Below are 18,090 nucleotides of genomic sequence, written 5' to 3' on the forward strand. Positions count from 1 at the left end.
TGGTCCTAAAGGTCGAGCAGGCCGGCCGGCGGGTCGACGATCACACGGCCGCCGGCGATGTCGACCTCCGGAACGATCGCCCGGACGAACGGGATCAGCGCGGTACGCCCTTCGGGGCGCCGCAACACCAGCAGGTCCGAGGAGGGCGCGTGGTCGATCCGGGCGACCTCGCCCAGTCGTTCGCCCGCCGGGGTCACCACGGCCAGGCCGACCAACTGGTGGTCGTGGAACTCCTCCGGATCGTCCGGCGGGGTCACGTCGGCGCTGTCGACCACGAGCAGGGTGCCGCGCAGCGCCTCGGCGGTGTTGCGGTCGAGGATTCCCTCGAACGCGATGAGCACCCGACCCTGGTGGAAGCGGGCCTCCTCGATGGTCAACTCCGCGGGAAGCCGGAACGGCACCCCGGGCTCGTCCGAGGTGGCGGGAGCCGGGGGCGTCGCCCCGGGTTCGGTGCGCAGCACCGAACCCGGGGCGAACCGTGCTTCGGGCTCGTCGGTCCGCACTTCCACGGTGACCTCACCGCGGACACCGTGCGGCTTGCCGATCCTTCCGACGACGAGCTGCATCAGTACGAGTCGACGATGTCGACGCGTACTCCGCGCCCGCCGATGGAGCCGATCACCTGGCGCAGCGCCTTGGCGGTCCGACCGGACCGCCCGATCACAGTGCCGAGGTCCTCCGGGTGCACGCGGACTTCGAGCCGCTTGCCCCGACGGGAATCGACCATCCGCACCCGGACGTCATCCGGGTGGTCGACGATGCCCTTGACCAGGTGCTCCAACGCCGGACGCAGAGGCATGTCAGGCCTGCTCACCAGCGTCGGCAGCGGCCGGAGCCTCGGCCGGAGCCTCGGTCTTCGGCGCCTCGGCAGCCGGAGCCTCGGTCTTCGGAGCCTCGGCAGCCTTGGCGGCCTTCTTGGCCGGCTTGGCCGGGGTCTCCGGGGCGAGCCCGGCGGCGGCCTTCGCCTCAGCCTCGTACGCCGCCTTGCGGTCGGCCCGCTCGGGGGCGACCAGGAGCGGCGGCGGGGCCGGCAGGCCCTTGTACTTCTGCCAGTCACCGGTCAGCTCCAGCAGCCGCTGCACCGCCTCGCTCGGCTGAGCGCCGACGGACAGCCAGTACTGGACCCGCTCCGACTTGACCTCGATGATCGAAGGGTCTTCCTTCGGCTGGTAAACCCCGACGAACTCGATCGCCCGACCGTCACGCTTGGTGCGCGAGTCGGCGATGACGATGCGGTACTGCGGGTTGCGGATCTTGCCCATCCGCAGGAGCCGGATCTTTACGGCCACAGTTGTTTCGCTCCTGTTGCGATCTCACCGGCCCGTATGGGCGGTGTGCATGGGTGAGCGCCGACCGGACCCGTGGGGTTGGGCCGGAGACTACTCGGTGGACTAGCGACGTGCCCGGGTTAGAGGGCGCCGGACGCGCGCCGGATACCAGCGACCTATTCTGCCAGACCCGACGCCGATCTCCCGCATCGGACCCGGACACCGCGCCGGCGGTGACCCGGAACACCTCTCAGCGCACCGGCGGACGGTCCCACCCCGGTGGTAATTCGTCCGGTACGTCCCAGTCTGCCGGCGGGGTGAAGTCGCACCAGGTGCCGTCGAACGGGAACTCGCCGGCCTCGGCGAGCGCGATCACCCGCTCCCCCTCGGCGCGGACCGCCTTCTCGTCGGTCACCCAGTAGTCGGCGCCGAAGGCGAGCCGCTCGACGAACTCGTCCTCGTCCTTCCAGTCCCAACTGAGGTCCGGACGCACCACCACGTCCAGGTCCTGGTCCACCACGTCGACACCGGCCACCGGGCCGTCGTCCCAGCGGACGCCCGGCTCCTCCAGGTTGACGTACCAGTTCAGGAAGCGCCCCTGCGCGTCGCGGAACCACCAGACGGAGTGCGCCGCCCCGGTGGGCAGGAACTTCAACAGCGGCGGCCCGTTCCAGCGGCCGTGCGCCAACCGGTACGACGACGAGATCCACCTGGCGAACGGCATCGCCCGCATCCCGAGCCCCGCCTCGGTCACCTCGTGGGCCACCGGCGAGTCCCGGGCGATCCACACCAGCAGACCCCGCTCGTCGTCGCTGACCACCCGGCCCGGCCGGACCCAACCGATCCGCCCGTGCCGCACGTTGCGGTGCAGGATCAGCCGACCCGGCTGGAACCGGTCGACGAGCACCTCAGTAGGCGCGGGCGAGGATGGCGACCAGGTCGGGCTCGTCCTCGGAGTCCGGCACCGAGCCGTCGGCACGCAGCAGGCAGCGCACGGTGACGCCCTGGCCGTTCGCCTCGGCCTCGCCAGCCACGCCGACCGCCGACCACGGCACCCGGGCCCAACCGGTCGCGGCGGCCTCGATCGCCTCGGCCAGGGAGGCCACCTCCACCGTGCGCGACTCGCGATTGGCCAGCGCCTGGTCGTGCAGCACCTGCTGATCGGTCTCCAACGCGGCAAGCACCGCGGCGACCACGTCGGCCACCGGAGTCGGCGTCTTCGACCCGTCGGTGCGGCGCACCACAGTCGCGTTGCCGACGGCCAGGTCACGGGGGCCGACCTCGACGCGTACCGGATAACCACGCAGCTCGGCGTCGACGGCCCGACGGCCGAACGGAGTGTCGGTCCGGTCGTCGAGCGCGACCCGGACACCGGCGTCGCGCAGGCCGTCGTGCAGCTTGGCCGCCGCCTCCGCGACGCCCTCACCGTCCTTGACGATCATGACGTACGCCTGGATCGGGGCCAGCCTCGGCGGCACGCGCAGGCCGTTGTCGTCGCCGTGCGCCATGATCAGGCCACCGAGCATCCGGGTGGACGTGCCCCAGGAGGTGGTCCAGGCGTGCTCCCGGCCGCCCTCCTTGGAGGAGTAGCTGATGTCGAACGCCTTGGCGAAGTTCTGCCCCAGCTCGTGGCTGGTGCCCAGCTGGAGCGCCTTGCCGTCGCCCATCATGCCTTCGCAGGTGTACGTGGCGGTCGCACCGGCGAACCGCTCGCGCGCCGTCTTCAGGCCCACCACGACCGGAATGCCGATCACGTTGACCATCAGGTCCTCGTACGCCTCGTGCAGGATCCGCCGCGCGTACGCCCGGGCGTCCTCGCGGGTGGCGTGCGCGGTGTGCCCCTCCTGCCAGAGGAACTCACTGGTACGCAGGAAGATCCGCGGACGCAGCTCCCACCGGACCACGTTCGCCCACTGGTTGAGCAGCAGCGGCAGGTCCCGGTACGAGTCGATCCACTTGGCCATGAACTCGCCGATGACGGTCTCGCTGGTGGGACGCACCACCACCGGCTCGGCGAGGGGCTTGCCGCCCCCGTGCGTGACGACCGCCAGCTCCGGCGAGAAGCCCTCGACGTGCTGGGCCTCGCGCTTCAGGTAGCTCTCCGGGATGAAGAGCGGGAAGTACGCGTTCTCCGCACCCGCCGCCTTGATCCGGGCGTCCATCTCGGCCTGCATCCGCTCCCAGATGGCGTAGCCGGCGGGGCGGATGACCATGGTGCCGCGGACCGGGCCGTTGTCGGCCAGCTTCGCCTTGGCGATCAGATCCTGGTACCAGCGGGGGAAATCCTCCGCACGGGGAGTGAGCACGCGTGCCATGACCGCATATCCTATGCGCCGCTCGCCGGGGCGGTGCGCTCGGGCGCGGCATCGTCGACATCTGCCGTCCCGACCTTCCTCGACCCGCACACCGGAGCGGCCACCACCTGCGAGGCCGAGGCCCCCGACCGGGGCGACGCTTGCGGGGTCAGCGGACTACCTGGCCGCGCAGGATCGTGCGGGACGGGGCGCGCACCACCCGCAGGTCGTTACGCGGGTCTTCGGGGTAGACGGTCAGGTCGGCGAGGCCGCCCTCGACCAGGCCGGGGAAGCCGAGCCACTCGCGGGCACCCCAGGAGGCGGCGGCGAGTACGTCGATCGGTGCCATGCCGGCCCGTTCGTGCAGCAGCAGCATCTCCTCGGCGGCCAGCCCGTGGTCGATGCCGCCGCCCGCGTCGGTGCCCACGTAGATCGGCACACCCGCCTCGTGCGCCGCACGCACCACCTCGGGGAAGCCGTCGCGCAGCGCGAGCATGTGCTCGGCGTACCCGGGGAACTTGGCCCGCGCCTGCTCCGCGATGCCCCCGAAGGTGGCGATATTGATCATGGTGGGGACCAGCGCGGTGCCCTGACGGGCCATCTCGTCGATCAGGTCGAGGCTCAGGCCCGTGCCGTGCTCCACCGAGTCGACGCCGGCCCGCACCATGATCTCGACGGCCGACTCGGAGAAGGTGTGCACCGCGGCGCGTACCCCGGCGTCGTGCGCCGCTTGCACGGCGGCGGTGAGGGTGTCCGCGTCCCAGGCCGGGGCCAGGTCGCCCACGCCCCGGTCGATCCAGTCGCCGACCAGCTTGACCCAGCCGTTGCCGGCCCGTGCCTGCGCGGCCACCGTCGCGGCCACCTCGGTCGCGTCGACCTCCACGCCGATGTCACGCAGGTAGCGCTTCGGCGGGGCGACATGCCGGCCCGCGCGGGCCAGTCGCGGCAGGCCCGGCTCGTCGTCCAGTTCGGGGTACGGGTAGGGCGAGCCGGCGTCGCGGATCGCCAGCACCCCGGCGTCCCGGTCGAGGTGGGCCAGCTCGCGGGCCTGGTCGAGCGAGGTGATCGGGGCGCCACCTCGGGCGATGCCGATGTGGCAGTGCGCGTCGACGAGCCCCGGCAGCACGAACCCGCCGTCGACGACAGTCTCCGCACCGGGCACCGGGGTGAAGGTCACCCGGTCGCCGACCAGCCAGAGATCCCGGACCTCGTCGTCGGGGAGCAGGACACCGCGCACGTGGAAAGCCATGCGCACAGTCCTACCCGATCACTCCTCGTCGGGGGCGAGCAGGTCGTTCTTGCGGGAGGTCAGGGCCGGCAGGTCCACGGAGACCTTCCACGGCCGCTCGGTGACGAACAGGTCGTCGGTGTGCGCGGCCTGCTCGTACTCACGGTTGGCACCGAGGGTGTACTCGGTGAGCGTGACGCGCTCCTGCAGCGGGTCCACGACCCAGTAGGACCGGACGCCAGCGTGCGCGTAGACCTTCGCCTTGTCGTACATGTCGCGGAAGTTGGCGGTCGGGGAGACGACCTCCACGGCGAGCAGGGCGTCCTCGACCGGGACGGGTGACCGGCTGGCGTGCTTGCGGCGGATGACCACCACGTCGGGGCGCGGCTCGTTGCGCCGGTCGACCCGCATCGACAGGTCGATGCTGACCAGATATTCCGGTGGGCAGTTGACGCGGAGCGTGAGCAGCAGCTCAACGCACAACTCTTGGTGCAGGGCAGTGGGGGACGGCACGATCAACCTTCCGTTGATCAGTTCGTACGGAAGGTCCTTCGGCAGCTCGCCGAGGTCGTCGACAGTCCACTCGTGCCGTTCGGGCAGGATCGGGGCTGCGGTCATGACATCTCCTCCCAGGGGGCGACATCACCCTAAGCAAGGATGACGTCGCCCGCCGTCACCGACACGCGTCAGCGCGGGCCCTTGTCGCCGCCCTTGCCGAACTTGTTGAAGTCGATCTTCGGAAGCTTGAAGCCGGGCGGCAGGCCCTGGCCACCGGCGAGGTCGTTCGGGTCCATTCCCGGCGGGAGCTGCGGCATGCCGCCCGGGAAGCCGGCCGGCATCCCGGCACCGGCGCCGGTACGCGGCCGACCGCCACCCTTGGTGCCCTTGCGCTTGTTCTTCGGCGACTTGGTCGCCTTGCGCCGGCCACCGCCGGGCAGGCCCATCATCCCGCCCATCTGCTTCATCATCTTCTGCGCGTCGGCGAAGCGGTTGAGCAGCTGGTTGACGTCCATCACGGTGACCCCGGAGCCGTTGGCGATGCGCGCCCGGCGGGAGCCGTTGATGATCTTCGGGTTGGTGCGCTCGCCCGGGGTCATCGACCGGATGATCGCGGTGACCCGGTCGAAGTGGCTGTCGTCCAGCTCGGCGAGCTGGTCCTTCATCTGCCCCATGCCCGGCATCATGGCCAGCACGTTGGCGATCGGGCCCATCCGCCGCACCGCGATGAGCTGGTCGAGGAAGTCGTCGAGCGTGAACTGCTCGCCGCCCATCAGCTTGGCGGTCATCTTCTCCTTCTGATCGGAGTCGAAGGCCTGCTCGGCCTGCTCGATCAGAGTGAGGACGTCGCCCATGCCGAGGATCCGGCTGGCCATCCGGTCGGGGTGGAAGACGTCGAAGTCCTCCAACTTCTCACCGGTGGAGGCGAACAGGATCGGCTGCCCGGTCACCTCGCGCACGGAGAGCGCGGCACCACCACGGGCGTCGCCGTCGAGCTTGGAGAGCACCACACCGGTGATGCCGACGCCGTCGCGGAACGCCTCGGCGGTGCGCACGGCATCCTGACCGACCATCGCGTCGATGACGAAGATGACCTCGTCCGGCGAGACGGCGTCACGGATGTCGGCGGCCTGCTGCATCATCTCGGCGTCGATGCCGAGCCGGCCGGCGGTGTCGACGATGACGATGTCGCGGGCGGCGCGCTTCGCGTGCTCGATCGAGGCGCGGGCCACCTGCACCGGGTCTCCGGTGCCGTTGCCGGGCTCCGGGGCGTACACCTCGACACCGGCCCGGCCACCGAGCACCTGGAGCTGCCCGACGGCGTTGGGACGCTGGAGGTCGGCGGCGACCAGCAGCGGCTGGTGCCCCTGGGCCTTGAGCCAGCGGGCCAGCTTGCCGGCGAGGGTGGTCTTACCGGAACCCTGGAGGCCGGCCAGCATGATCACCGTCGGCGGCTGCTTGGCGAACTGGAGCCGTCGCCCCTCGCCGCCGAGCACGGTGATCAGCTCTTCGTTGACGATCTTGATGATCTGCTGGGCCGGGTTGAGCGCCTGGGAGACCTCGGAGCTGCGCGCACGCTCCTTGACGGCCGCGATGAAGCCCTTGACCACCGGCAGCGCGACGTCCGCCTCCAGCAGTGCGAGGCGGATCTCGCGCGCGGTGGCGTCGATGTCGGCGTCGGTGAGCCGCCCCTTGCCGCGGAGCTTGGTGAAGATCCCGGACAGGCGGTCACTCAAGGTGTCAAACACGCGAACATCCCGTTTGTCAGTGTTCCGGCGGGCACAACGCGGCCGGCACTGCGGAGTCCGGCCACCGCAAGGGTAACCGCCCGGCCCCAGGGCCGCTGTCGCCCGGCCCGGCCCGCCGGGCCGTCACTCCGACACCAACCCCGACTGGTACGCGAAGACGACGAGCTGGGCCCGGTCCCGGGCTCCCAGCTTGCCCATCGCCCGGCTGACGTGGGTCCGCGCGGTCGCCGGGCTGACCACCAGCCGGGTGGCGATCTCCTCGTTGTTCAGCCCGTCACCGACCAGGCCCACGACCTGGCGCTCCCGGTCGGTCAGCGCGTCCAGCCGGGGGTGCGGACGAAGCACCCGCGACGGCCGGGTGGCGAACTCCCGCACCACCCGACGGGTCACCGACGGCGACAACAGCGCCTCCCCCTCGGCGACCAACCGGATCGCGCGCAGCAGCTCGGTCGGTCGGGTGTCCTTGGTGAGGAACCCGCTCGCGCCGTGCCGCAGCGCGTCGAAGACGTACTCGTCCAACTCGAAGGTGGTCAGCACCACCACCCGCGTACCGGTCAGGTCGGGGTCCGCGACGATCCGCCGGGTCGCCTCGATGCCGTCGATGCCGGGCATCCGGATGTCCATCAGCACCACGTCCGGTCGCTCCCGGCGCGCCAGCTCGACCGCCCGCAGCCCGTCGGTCGCCTCGCCGGCCAACGCCAGGTCGTCCTCGCTCTCCACGAGTGCGCACAGACCGAGGCGGACCAGGTCCTGGTCGTCGGCGATCAGCACCCGGATCACGTGGTCGGCTCCACGGGCAGCCGGGCGTACACCCGGAAGCCGCCACCGGCGTGCGGCCCGGTGGTCAACCACCCGCCCAGCGCGGCGACCCGCTCCCGCATCCCGGCCAGACCGTGCCCGCCCTGGTCGGCGACCGGGTCCGTCCCGGCGCCCGTCCCCTGGTCGACGACCTCGACGGTCACCTCGTCGGCGCGGTAGTCCACGGTCACCTCCGCGCTCGCCACCCCCGCGTGGCGCAGCACGTTCGTCAACGCCTCCTGCACCACCCGGTACGCGGCCAGGTCCAGCGCGGCGGGCAACTCCCGGGGGTCACCGACCACACGCACCCGCACGGCGAGCCCGGCACCGGCGAGCCGGTCGCGTAGCGCCGGGAGCCGGGCCAGACCGGGCACCGGGTCGCGCTCCGCACCCTTTCGAACCGCGCCGAGGGTGACCCGGAGTTCGTCCAACGCCTCACGGCTGGTCCGGCTGATCGCGGCCAGCGCGGTCTCCGCCTGCTCGGGTCGTTTCGGCAGCAGATGCAGGGCGATCTCCGCCTGCATGCTGATCGCGGCCAGCCCGTGCCCCACCACGTCGTGCACCTCCTGCGCGATCCGCAGCCGCTCCTCGTCGGTCCGCCGCCGGGTCTCCTCGGCGCGAGCGCGGGCCTCCTCGACCCGGCCGCGCGCCGCCACCTCGCGGTTGACCCGCACCACGACCCCCACCGCGAACGGTACGGCCACCCAGGCCGACGCCGGGAGCACTCCGGTCCAGCCCGGGGCCGGACCCCGGGACCAGAAGACATGCGCCAGCAGCGCCACGAACGCGCCGCCGGCGGCGAGCGCCGCCGGACGCACCGGCAGCCGCACCGCCACCGTGTACACCGCGACCAGGAAGGCGAGCAGGATCGGTCCGTACGGATAGCCGAGCACCAGGTACGTCGCGGTGGCCGCGGTGACCAGGGCGAGGGTGGTGACCGCGGCGCGCCGCCGGGCCAGCAGGGCGAGCGCGGCGACCGCGATCAGCACCCGGCAGACCCCGTCCAGCGGCGTCGACCCCGGCTGGTTGTCCCCGGCCAGATCGGTGGCGAGTTGCCCGAACCCGAGCAACCCCAGGGCGAGCACGGCATCCGCCGCCGCCTGTCGCCCCCACTGCCCGTCCCACCGCATGGCCGTCATTCTGCCCGCGTCAAGCCCTCCCGACGTGCGTCCACGAGCGGCACCGTCCCTACGCCCCCGGACGTACCCGCTTGCCCTCACCGCCGGCCCATGCGGCGCTCACCCTGGCGACGGGGGGTGCGAGGCTCCGGGACCGCACGGTCGGAGGCGGATACCGCTCGTTTGGAGAGGGCTGGCGCAGGCTCCGGCCCAGCGGACTGCGCGGCACGCCGTCGGAGCTTGGGATCAGACGGCAGCGAGGACCGCGGCCTCCAGGCGGGCCCGGGTGTCGTCGTCCGGCCAACCGCCGACCAGGTAGAAGGCATCCACCACGTCGGCGCCGAGAGTGGAGATGCGTGCCGCGCGGACCAGGGCACCCGCCTCGTCGAGCGCGCAGGTGACCCGGTAGAGCAGGCCGGCCGCGTCGGCCGCGCGGAGTTCCAGCAGCACGGCGTCGGTGGCCGCCTCGCGGTGCCAGACCACCCGGGGAGCAGCACCGCTGCCCCGGGCGGCGAGCGCACGGCCGCGCAGTCGCTGGGTGACCGACACGTCACCGCCCACCGCCCGGCGCAGGTCGGCACGGAGTGGCACCGGGTCCGGCGGGAGGCCGTAGCGGGGTTGCACCCGGCACTCGACCAGGGCACGGCCGTCGACCACCGACGCGTCCGCGGAGATCACTTCCAGCCGGTGCAGGGCCAGGCAGCCGGCAACGGTGGCGAGCAGGCCCCGCCGGTCGGCCGCGGCGACGGACACCCGGTCCCCGGTCAGGTGGACGACCGGCAGCGGCCCGGCCAGCAGCTCCGGGTCCGGTGCCGGAGGCTCGGGCAGCACGCCGGTGTCCAGTGCGGTACGGACCCGGGCGACAAGCTCGGCGACGAGTCGGCCCTTCCAGTCCGACCAGGCCGCCGGCCCGGTCGCCGCCGCGTCGGCCCGGACCAGCGCGTGCAGCAGGTCGAGGGTGCCGGTGTCGCCGACCGCTTCGGCCACCGAGGCGATGGTGACCGGGTCGGCCAGGTCCCGGCGGGTGGCCACGTCGGGCAGCAGCAGGTGCAGACGGACAAGCGTGCCGATCAGCTCCACCTCACCGGGTGGCAGACCGATCCGGGTCGCCACCGCCTGGGCCAGTGGCACACCGACGGTGCTGTGATCACCGGGGAGGCCCTTGCCGATGTCGTGCAGGAGAGCACCGAGGAGCAGCAGGTCGGGGCGGTCCACCTCGCGGGCGTGCCGGCTGGCCTCGTGCGCGGCCTGCACGAGATGCCGGTCGAGGGTGTATCGGTGCACCGGATTGTGCTGGGGCAGGCTGCGCAGCCGGGTCCACTCGGGCAGCCAGCCGTCGACCAGGCCGTACCTGTCGCAGGTCTCCCAGGCGGGCACCAGACCCGGCCCGGCACCCAGCAGGGTGATCAGGGCGGCCCGGGCCTCGGCCGGCCAGGGCGCGGGCAGTGGCGGGCAGTAGGCCGCCAGCCACTCGCAGGTGGCCCGGGCGATCGGGAGGCGGGTCGTGGCCGCCGCGGCGGCCATCCGCAGCGACAGGCTCGGGTCGGGGCGGGCCCCGATCGCCGTCCGGGCCAGCACCAACTCGCCGTCGTGCTCGACCACGTCGCGGGCCACCGGGCGACGCGTCGGGCGACCGTTGCCGCCTCGGGACCGGTCGGAGCGCAACCGGTCGGCGGCGCGGAACGCGTCATCCAGGGCGTGGCTGACCGTGCGGGCGTCACCGGCGACCCGGCGCAGCAGGGCGTCGCCGTCGTCGACGACGGCTCCAGGCCGCCGCGCGGCGTCAGACGCGCCGGGCTGGAGTTGTCGCAGGTCGAGCAGGGCGGCCACCCCGGCGCGTTCCTGGGCGACCAACCTGTCCACCCGGCGACCGACCTGCTGGTGCAGGGCGTCCCGGGTGTCCAGCAGGCGGAGGTGGGCGGCGCGGACGGCGGGACGCAGCGCGTCGGTGATGCCGGCGGCGGAGATCGCCCGCAGCAGACCGACGTCGCGCAGGCCCCCGGCGGCCTCCTTGAGGTCGCCCTCCAGCAGGAACGCCAACTCACCGTGGGCCTGCCAGCGCGCGGTGGTGATCTCCCGCAGACCGGTCAGGTGACGGATGGCGGTGCGCCGCCAGTGATCGGCGGCGGTGCGGCTCAGCGCGTCGGCCAGGGCCTGGTCACCCACGACCAGCCGGGCGTCGAGCAGCCCGAGGGCGACCTTCACGTCGTCCTGGGCGACGGAGAGCGCCTCGGCGACGGTTCGTACCGAATGGTCCAGCCGCAGCCCCGCGTCCCAGATCGGATACCAGATCGAGGCGGCCAACTCGTCAGTGCCCGGCACACCGGCGTGCACCAGCACCAGGTCGAGATCGCTGTACGGAGCACACTGCCGCCGACCGAGCCCCCCGACGGCCAGCAGCGCGACACCTTCCCGCGGAGGCAGCAACCCCCGCAGGAAGGTGTCGTACGCGGCGGCCCGGGCCTGCCGAGCCGCCTCCCCGATCCCCCCGGGTACGCCGACGACCTCGTTGACCAAGAGGTTCGCGTCACCGTCAGCGGTGTTTCCTGACGCGTTCTTCTTGATCAACGAGGTCATGTCAGTCGTGGTCTCCAGATCAGAGTGCGTCGAGGCCGCGTTCGCCGGTACGTACCCGGACGACCTCTTCGACACCGGTGACCCAGACCTTGCCGTCACCGATCTTGCCCGTACGGGCTGCCCCCACGATGGCGTCCAGCACCTTGTCCACGTCGATCTCGTCGGTGAGCACCTCGACCCGGATCTTGGGCAGGAACTCGACCGTGTACTCGGCACCCCGGTAGACCTCGGTGTGCCCCTTCTGCCGCCCGTACCCCTGAACCTCGCTGACGGTCAGCCCGGCCACGCCGAGGGCGTGCAGGGCCTCCTTCACCGCGTCCAGCTGGTACGGCTTGATGACCGCGGTCACCAGCTTCATGTCCAACCCCTCCATCCCTGGAACGTTAACCGGCGACCTTTTCGCTTACCGGCTCGGCGGGCTCCGCCTCCGGCTTGGCGCCACCGGGGGTGCCAATGCCGGCCATCGCGAACGCGCTGCCCGTGCCGCCACCGGCCGGGGACAGGTCGTAGCTGCTCTCGGCGTGCTCGCCGATGTCGATGCCCTCGACCTCGGCCTCGGCCTTCACCCGGAACCCGATCGTCTTCTCGATGACGAAGGCGAGCACCCAGGCGATGCCGAACGACCAGGCGGTGACGATCAGGCCGGCGAGGGCCTGCCGCCCGAGCTGGGTGGCGCCGCCGCCGTAGAAGAGGCCGTCGGAGCCACCCACCACGTCGGTGATCGCGGCGTTCACCGAGTTGGTGGCGAAGAGGCCCAGCCAGAGCGAGCCGATCCAACCACCGACGAAGTGCACGCCAACCACGTCGAGCGAGTCGTCGTAGCCCAGCTTGTACTTGAGGCTGACGGCGAGCGCGCACACCACACCGGCGACGATGCCGAGCAGGACGGACGCCCACGGTGCGATGAAGCCACAGGCCGGGGTGATGGCGACCAGGCCGGCGACGGCGCCGGACGACGCACCGACCATCGTCGGCTTGCGGTCCTTGACCCACTCGACCGCGATCCAGCCGAGCACCGCCGCCGCCGTGGCGAGCTGGGTGTTGATGAAGGCGAGACCGGCGACCGAGTCGACGGTCAGCTCCGAGCCGGCGTTGAAGCCGAACCAGCCGAACCACAGCAGACCCGCACCGAGCGCGACCAACGGGATGTTGTGCGGCTTCATGCCCTCGCGCGGCCAACCGAGCCGCTTGCCGAGCACCAGCGCCACGGCCAGGGCCGCCGCACCGGCGTTGATGTGCACCGCGGTGCCACCGGCGAAGTCCAGTGCGTGGATGTCACCGCCGATGATGCCGCCGCCCCACACCCAGTGCGCGACCGGGAAGTAGACGAGCGTGGCCCAACCGAAGGCGAACAGCAGCCAGCCGGCGAACTTGGCCCGGTCGGCGATGGCACCACTGATCAGCGCGACGGTGATCACCGCGAAGACCATCTGGAAGGCCATGAACACGTAGAGCGGAACCCCGATGCCGCTGGGGTTCTCCGCCGTGGCACCCCACAGGTCGGTCTCGGCGAGGAAGGTCTTGGTGCCGAGGTACGCGCCCGGGTCACCCCAGAAGCCGTTCACGTCGGTCCCGAAGGCGACGCTGAAACCGTAGAACCACCACAGAATAGAGATGAGCCCGATAGCGGAGAAGCTCATCATCATCATGTTGAGTACGCCCTTGGCCCGGTTGAGGCCGCCGTAGAACAGCGCCAGTCCGGGGGTCATGAGCAGCACGAGCGCGGTCGAAACCAGCAGCCACGTGGTATTGGCGCCGTCGATCGTCGGTGCTTCAGGCACGCTGGCCTCCTAAAGGTGAAGTCCTCCTTCGCGGCTTTCCGGGGCAGCGTCGCCCGTAGGCCGGTTGCGCGGAAGCTTCGCGGCCGGCTGTTTCACCCAGGGTCCCGTGCGGGTTTCCAATTCGTGACAGGTTGTTTCGTACGTGTCACGAAGTCCGCACAGTCGTCGACATGGACAATGGTGGATCGTTCGGACGGCGTACGTCGATGGCTGACCGGCCAGGCGCATCGACCGGTCCGCTCGACGGGACCGGCCGAGCATCGACCGGTCCGCGCTCAGCGGAGGGCGTTCTCCAGGGCGTGCCGCTCGTAGTCGAGCAGCCGCAGATCGCGCATCGGCCGGCGCAGGTGGCCCTTGTGCACGATCCGGACGAACGCCGGCTCACCGGCGGCGGCCATCCGGCGGATCCCCTCGACGTGGTCCACGATCCGTTTGCGGATGGTCCGGATCAGCCGGTGCCGGTCCCGGGGGATCAGCCCGTACGCGTCGGCGAAGAGCCGGAGCCGGCGTGGCCGGTCCGGATGCTTCCAGCCCAGCGTGATCGAGTCCCGGTCCGCGAAGATCGGCACCCAGGTCCAGGCCGCGTACGCCACGTCGTAGATCCGCGCGCCGGGCGAGGCGAGGTCGAAGTCGATCAGCCCGAGGGTGCCGTCCGGCCGCCAGATCACGTTGTGCGGGGCGGCGTCGTGGTGGCAGATCACCTCGGTGTCCGGTGGTGGGGGCCCGAACGAACGCCACACCGCCTGCGGGGGCGGGGTGAACCCGTACTGCGCGTCGTGGAACATCCGCAGCATCGTGGCGACGGTGACCAGCGCCTCGTCGGTCACCCAGTGCGGGGCGAGCGGATATTCTCCGCACTCCCCCTCCAGGTATGACAAAACCTCACGGTTACGCTCGTCCATCCCGAGCGCCCGGGGTGCGCCGGTGAAGCCCACGTACTCCAGGTGCCGCAGCAGGGCGTGCACGGACGGTGTCCACGGCCCGGCGTTGCGGCGGACCGTGTCACCGACGCGGACGACGGTGCTGACGTTGCCGCCGTGCAGCGGGATCTCCTGCGAAGTCACGTACGGTCTCCCGAGGCGCTGCGAGGGGTGGCCGGGCTCGCGCCAGCCCGCGTACGCGCGATCGTCGGTGGTCACCCGAGACTACGCGTCCCGTCCGGTGGCCTCGGTCCCCAGCAACGCGTCCACGAACTGCGCCGGGTCGAACGGGGCCAGGTCGTCCTTGCCTTCGCCGAGGCCGACGAGCTTCACCGGGATGCCGAGCTTGCGCTGCACCGCGATCACGATGCCGCCCTTGGCGGTCCCGTCGAGCTTGGTCAGCACCACACCTGTCACGTTGACCACGTCGGTGAAGACCCGGGCCTGCTCCAGGCCGTTCTGGCCGGTCGTGGCATCCAGGATGAGCAGTGTCTCGTCGATCGGGCCCTGCTTCTCCACCACGCGCTTGACCTTGCCCAGCTCGTCCATCAGGCCGACCTTGTTCTGTAGGCGGCCGGCGGTGTCGATGAGCACGGTGTCCACGCCGGTGTCGATGCCGCGCTTGACCGCGTCGAAGGCGACGCTCGCCGGATCGGCGGCCTCGGGCCCCCGGACGGTCTCCGCGCCGACGCGCGAGCCCCAGGTCTCCAACTGGTCGGCGGCGGCGGCGCGGAAGGTGTCCGCGGCGCCGAGCAGCACGGTACGGCCGTCGGCCACCAGCACCCGGGCGATCTTGCCGCAGGTGGTGGTCTTGCCGGCGCCGTTGACGCCGACGACCAGGACCACGGCCGGCACGCCGTCCTTCGGGGCGGTCCGCAGCGACCGGTCCAGGCTCGGATCGAGGGCGTTGACCAACTCGGCGGCGAGCAGTGCCCGCAGCTCGGAGGCCGAACGGGTGCCGAGCACCCGGGTGCGCTCGCGGAGCCGGTCGACGATGTCGCGGGTGGCGTCGACGCCGACGTCTGCGGTGATCAGGCTGTCCTCGATCTCCTCCCAGACGTCCTCGTCGAGGTGGTCGCGGGCGAGCAGGCCGAGCAGGCCCTTGCCGAAGACGTTCTGCGAGCGGGACAGCCGCGAGCGGAGCCGGACCAGTCGGCCGGCGGTCGGCTCGGGCACCTCCACCGGTGCGGGCGCCTCGATGACCGGCGGCGGCTCGACCAGGACGCCGGTGGACAGATCGGACTCCGGTGCCTCCACCGGCGGGCCGGCGAGATCCTCCTCGGCGCGGGTGTCGACCTCGGTGCGCGGCAGCGGGGGCTCGGGCCGCCGCCGCAATCGCGGCACGACCAGCCCGACTGTGCCGGCGATCAGCACACCGAGCAGGACCAGAGCGAGGACGAGATATTCGGCCATGCCGGAATCCTGTCAGATGGCGGCGACGGCGTCCCAGCCACCGCACCCCGAGCCGCGCCCGGAGTCTCCGCCACCGCACCCAGAGCGGTGCTCGCGGTCTCCGCCACCGCACGATTGAGCGGTGCTCGCGGTCTGAGCCACCGCACGGTCGAGCGGTGCTCGCCTTCCCAGCCACCGCACCCGGCCGGTGCCGGGAACCGGCGGTAGGCTCGGCCGCATGTCCGCCGCCCACCTCCTCATCGGCCCGCTCCTGCGGCGAGTCGTCGACACCCGGGCGACCATCTGGGTGGAGACGGCGGCGCCCGCCGTGGTCACCGTCCGCACCGCGGCCGGCGCGACCGGCACCGCCCCCACCTTCTCGGCGTACGACCATCACTACGCGTTGGTGGTGGTGGAGGGGCTCGACCCGGACAGCGAGACCACCTACGAGGTGCTCGTCGACGACGAGATCGTCTGGCCGGTGCCGAGCAGCGGCTTCCCGCCGAGCGTGATCCGCACCCGGGCCGCCGACGACCGGGACCAGCCGGTCAATCTGATCTTCGGCTCGTGCCGGGAGACCACCCAGCACGCCACCACCCGGAAGCTGCCGCCGGACGCGCTCGACGCGTACGCCCGACGGTTGATGGCCGACCCGGAGTCGTACCCGCAGCCCGACCTGCTGGTGCTGCTCGGTGACCAGGTGTACGCCGACGTCACCTCGCCCACGGTGCGCCGGCTGCTGCGGCGGCGGCGACGGCGACCGAAGGGGGCCCCGGCCGACCAGGTGGTGAGCTTCGACGAGTACACCAAGCTCTACCTGGAGTCCTGGCGCGACCCGGAGATCCGTTGGCTGCTCTCCACCGTGCCGAGCGTGATGATCTTCGACGACCACGAGATCATCGACGACTGGAACACCTCGGCGGCGTGGCGAGCGGAGGTGCGCGAGCAGCCGTGGTGGCAGGAACGGATCGGCAGCGGGCTCGCCTCGTACTGGGTCTACCAGCACCTGGGCAACCTGTCCCCCGACGAGATCGCCGTCGACCCGGTCTTCGCGAAGGTCGCCGCCGCCGAGGACGCCACAGGTGTGCTGCGCGAGTTCGGGCAGCGGGTCGACCAGGAGTCCGACCTGGCGCACGACACCGAGCGCTGGCGCGCCGTGCAATACCAGTGGAGTTACGCACTGGACCTGGGCCGTACCCGGTTGGTCATGTTGGACAACCGGTGCAGCCGGGTGCTCGATTCGGGCAGTCGGGCCATGTTGCCACCCGGCGAGTGGTCCTGGTTCCTCGACCAGGCGCACGGGGTCTACGACCACCTGGTGGTCGGCGCCTCGCTGCCCTGGCTGCTGCCGCAGGGCATCCACCACATCGAGGCGTGGAACGAGAAGCTGGCGGACTCGCGCCGCCCCTGGGTGGCACGCGGGGCGGAGAAGCTGCGTCGCGCTCTGGACCTGGAGCACTGGGCGGCGTTCCGGCGTTCCTTCGAGGCGCTCGCGGAGACGTTCGCCCGCATCGGCACCGGCACGCCGCGGCAGTCCGGTGCGCGGGTCGGCGCCGGCCCGGCGTACGCGCCACCGGCCTCGATAAGCGTGCTCTCCGGTGACGTGCACCACTCGTACGTGGCACGGGCCCGGTTCGCCGACCCGGCGGTGGTCACTCCGGTGCACCAGCTCACCTGCTCGCCGATCCACAACCAGGTACCGGCGGGCATCCGTCCGCTGATGCGGCTGGGCTGGTCGGCCGGCCCCGCGGGGACCACCCGGGCGCTGGCCCGTTCGGCGGGTGTACGCCGGCCGGGGGTGCGCTGGCGCAAGCTGGCCGGCCCCTACTTCGGCAACGCGGTCGCCACGCTGACCCATCAGGGGCGCGGGGCCGACGTGGTCATCGAGGGCACCACGAAGGACGGGCACCTACGCCCGGTGATGCGGCGTCGACTCTCCGGTGGCGGCGAGCCGGCCGCGCCGTAGTCTCTACGCCGTGGACGAGCACCTGCCGGAGCCGATCCGGGCGGTCGAGCACGAGTTGACCGCCCTGCTGCGTCGTGGCCGGGCGGTCTCCTGGGAGATCGCCCGCGAGGTGCATCCGAATCTGGAGCCGAACACCTACGGGTTGCTGCTCTGGTTGCGGCGCAGCGGGTCGATCCGGTTGACCGAGCTGGCGGCGCGCCTCGGCGTGGGCAAGGGCACACTGAGCCGGCAGATCAACGCGTTGGAGGTGCTCGGCCTGGTCCACCGCGACCCGGACCCGAGTGACCGGCGGGCCGCGCAGATCAGCCTCACCGAGGAGGGTCAGCGCCGGTTCGACGTGGCCCGCGCGGCCCGGTTGGGCGAGTTCCTGCGTGCCCTGGACGACTGGCCGAGCCGGGACGTCGAGGAGTTCGCCCGGCTGCTCGGCCGGTTCAACGACTCCTGGCAGTAGCCAGCCGGCGCCAGGGCTGGCGGTAGCCAGAACCGGGGAATGTGGCGTCGG

At 71.9% G+C, this 18,090-nt stretch carries 17 protein-coding genes; 2 read left to right on the forward strand and 15 right to left on the reverse strand.

The genetic code is table 11. The features are described from left to right. Nucleotides 1-5: 5 nt before the first annotated feature. From rimM to ftsY, 15 genes are all read right to left on the reverse strand, one after another. Entirely contained in the window at nt 6-566 is a 561-nt protein-coding gene (rimM, locus tag ACGFIQ_RS02300) for a ribosome maturation factor RimM (protein ID WP_393237973.1), read from the reverse strand. Then, nucleotides 566-799 (reverse strand): RNA-binding protein, encoded by a 234-nt coding sequence (locus ACGFIQ_RS02305; RefSeq protein WP_013284588.1) that lies wholly within the window; start codon nt 797-799, stop codon nt 566-568. The genes rimM and ACGFIQ_RS02305 overlap by 1 nt, the downstream gene beginning before the upstream one ends. 1 nt (nt 800) lies before the next feature. After that, complete coding sequence (rpsP, locus tag ACGFIQ_RS02310; RefSeq protein WP_357289500.1) at nt 801-1,289, reverse strand: 30S ribosomal protein S16; 489 nt, start codon at nt 1,287-1,289, stop codon at nt 801-803. Nucleotides 1,290-1,518: 229 nt separating this feature from the next. Beyond that, on the reverse strand, nt 1,519-2,175 hold the full coding sequence (locus ACGFIQ_RS02315) for a DUF402 domain-containing protein (protein WP_393237977.1): 657 nt from the start codon (nt 2,173-2,175) through the stop codon (nt 1,519-1,521). A 1-nt stretch (nt 2,176) separates the two neighbouring features. Beyond that, complete coding sequence (proS, locus tag ACGFIQ_RS02320; protein WP_393237980.1) at nt 2,177-3,583, reverse strand: proline--tRNA ligase; 1,407 nt, start codon at nt 3,581-3,583, stop codon at nt 2,177-2,179. A gap of 148 nt (nt 3,584-3,731) precedes the next feature. After that, the gene (locus tag ACGFIQ_RS02325) at nt 3,732-4,811 is read right to left on the reverse strand and encodes an amidohydrolase family protein (protein ID WP_393237982.1); all 1,080 of its coding nucleotides are present in this window, start codon (nt 4,809-4,811) and stop codon (nt 3,732-3,734) included. An 18-nt stretch (nt 4,812-4,829) separates the two neighbouring features. Next, on the reverse strand, nt 4,830-5,408 hold the full coding sequence (locus ACGFIQ_RS02330; RefSeq protein ID WP_393237985.1) for a Uma2 family endonuclease: 579 nt from the start codon (nt 5,406-5,408) through the stop codon (nt 4,830-4,832). A 68-nt stretch (nt 5,409-5,476) separates the two neighbouring features. After that, the gene (gene ffh / locus ACGFIQ_RS02335) at nt 5,477-7,036 is read right to left on the reverse strand and encodes a signal recognition particle protein (RefSeq protein ID WP_393237988.1); all 1,560 of its coding nucleotides are present in this window, start codon (nt 7,034-7,036) and stop codon (nt 5,477-5,479) included. A gap of 123 nt (nt 7,037-7,159) precedes the next feature. After that, a complete protein-coding gene (locus tag ACGFIQ_RS02340; protein WP_357077833.1) occupies nt 7,160-7,816 on the reverse strand; it encodes a response regulator transcription factor in 657 nt (218 codons plus the stop codon). Continuing rightward, the gene (locus ACGFIQ_RS02345) at nt 7,813-8,964 is read right to left on the reverse strand and encodes a sensor histidine kinase (protein ID WP_393237991.1); all 1,152 of its coding nucleotides are present in this window, start codon (nt 8,962-8,964) and stop codon (nt 7,813-7,815) included. The genes ACGFIQ_RS02340 and ACGFIQ_RS02345 overlap by 4 nt, the downstream gene beginning before the upstream one ends. A gap of 234 nt (nt 8,965-9,198) precedes the next feature. Next, nucleotides 9,199-11,529: a [protein-PII] uridylyltransferase gene (locus tag ACGFIQ_RS02350; protein ID WP_393237994.1), complete on the reverse strand. Its 2,331-nt coding sequence runs from the start codon at nt 11,527-11,529 to the stop codon at nt 9,199-9,201. A 19-nt stretch (nt 11,530-11,548) separates the two neighbouring features. Further along, nucleotides 11,549-11,887, reverse strand: a complete 339-nt coding sequence (locus ACGFIQ_RS02355) for a P-II family nitrogen regulator (protein ID WP_357077825.1) — start codon at nt 11,885-11,887, stop codon at nt 11,549-11,551. Nucleotides 11,888-11,912: 25 nt separating this feature from the next. Beyond that, on the reverse strand, nt 11,913-13,310 hold the full coding sequence (locus ACGFIQ_RS02360) for an ammonium transporter (protein WP_393237997.1): 1,398 nt from the start codon (nt 13,308-13,310) through the stop codon (nt 11,913-11,915). A gap of 275 nt (nt 13,311-13,585) precedes the next feature. After that, a complete protein-coding gene (locus ACGFIQ_RS02365; protein WP_357077819.1) occupies nt 13,586-14,449 on the reverse strand; it encodes an aminoglycoside phosphotransferase family protein in 864 nt (287 codons plus the stop codon). Nucleotides 14,450-14,455: 6 nt separating this feature from the next. Continuing rightward, nucleotides 14,456-15,643 (reverse strand): signal recognition particle-docking protein FtsY, encoded by a 1,188-nt coding sequence (gene ftsY, locus ACGFIQ_RS02370; protein WP_357250442.1) that lies wholly within the window; start codon nt 15,641-15,643, stop codon nt 14,456-14,458. Nucleotides 15,644-15,860: 217 nt separating this feature from the next. Here ftsY and ACGFIQ_RS02375 point away from each other — a divergent pair, with 217 nt between their 5' ends. Both ACGFIQ_RS02375 and ACGFIQ_RS02380 read left to right on the forward strand, forming a co-directional pair. Then, on the forward strand, nt 15,861-17,588 hold the full coding sequence (locus ACGFIQ_RS02375; RefSeq protein ID WP_393238001.1) for an alkaline phosphatase D family protein: 1,728 nt from the start codon (nt 15,861-15,863) through the stop codon (nt 17,586-17,588). A 10-nt stretch (nt 17,589-17,598) separates the two neighbouring features. Then, entirely contained in the window at nt 17,599-18,039 is a 441-nt protein-coding gene (locus tag ACGFIQ_RS02380) for a MarR family winged helix-turn-helix transcriptional regulator (protein WP_393238004.1), read from the forward strand. Nucleotides 18,040-18,090: the final 51 nt, after the last annotated feature.

This window comes from Micromonospora sp. NPDC048898, from assembly GCF_043198035.1.
Classification (GTDB): domain Bacteria; phylum Actinomycetota; class Actinomycetes; order Mycobacteriales; family Micromonosporaceae; genus Micromonospora.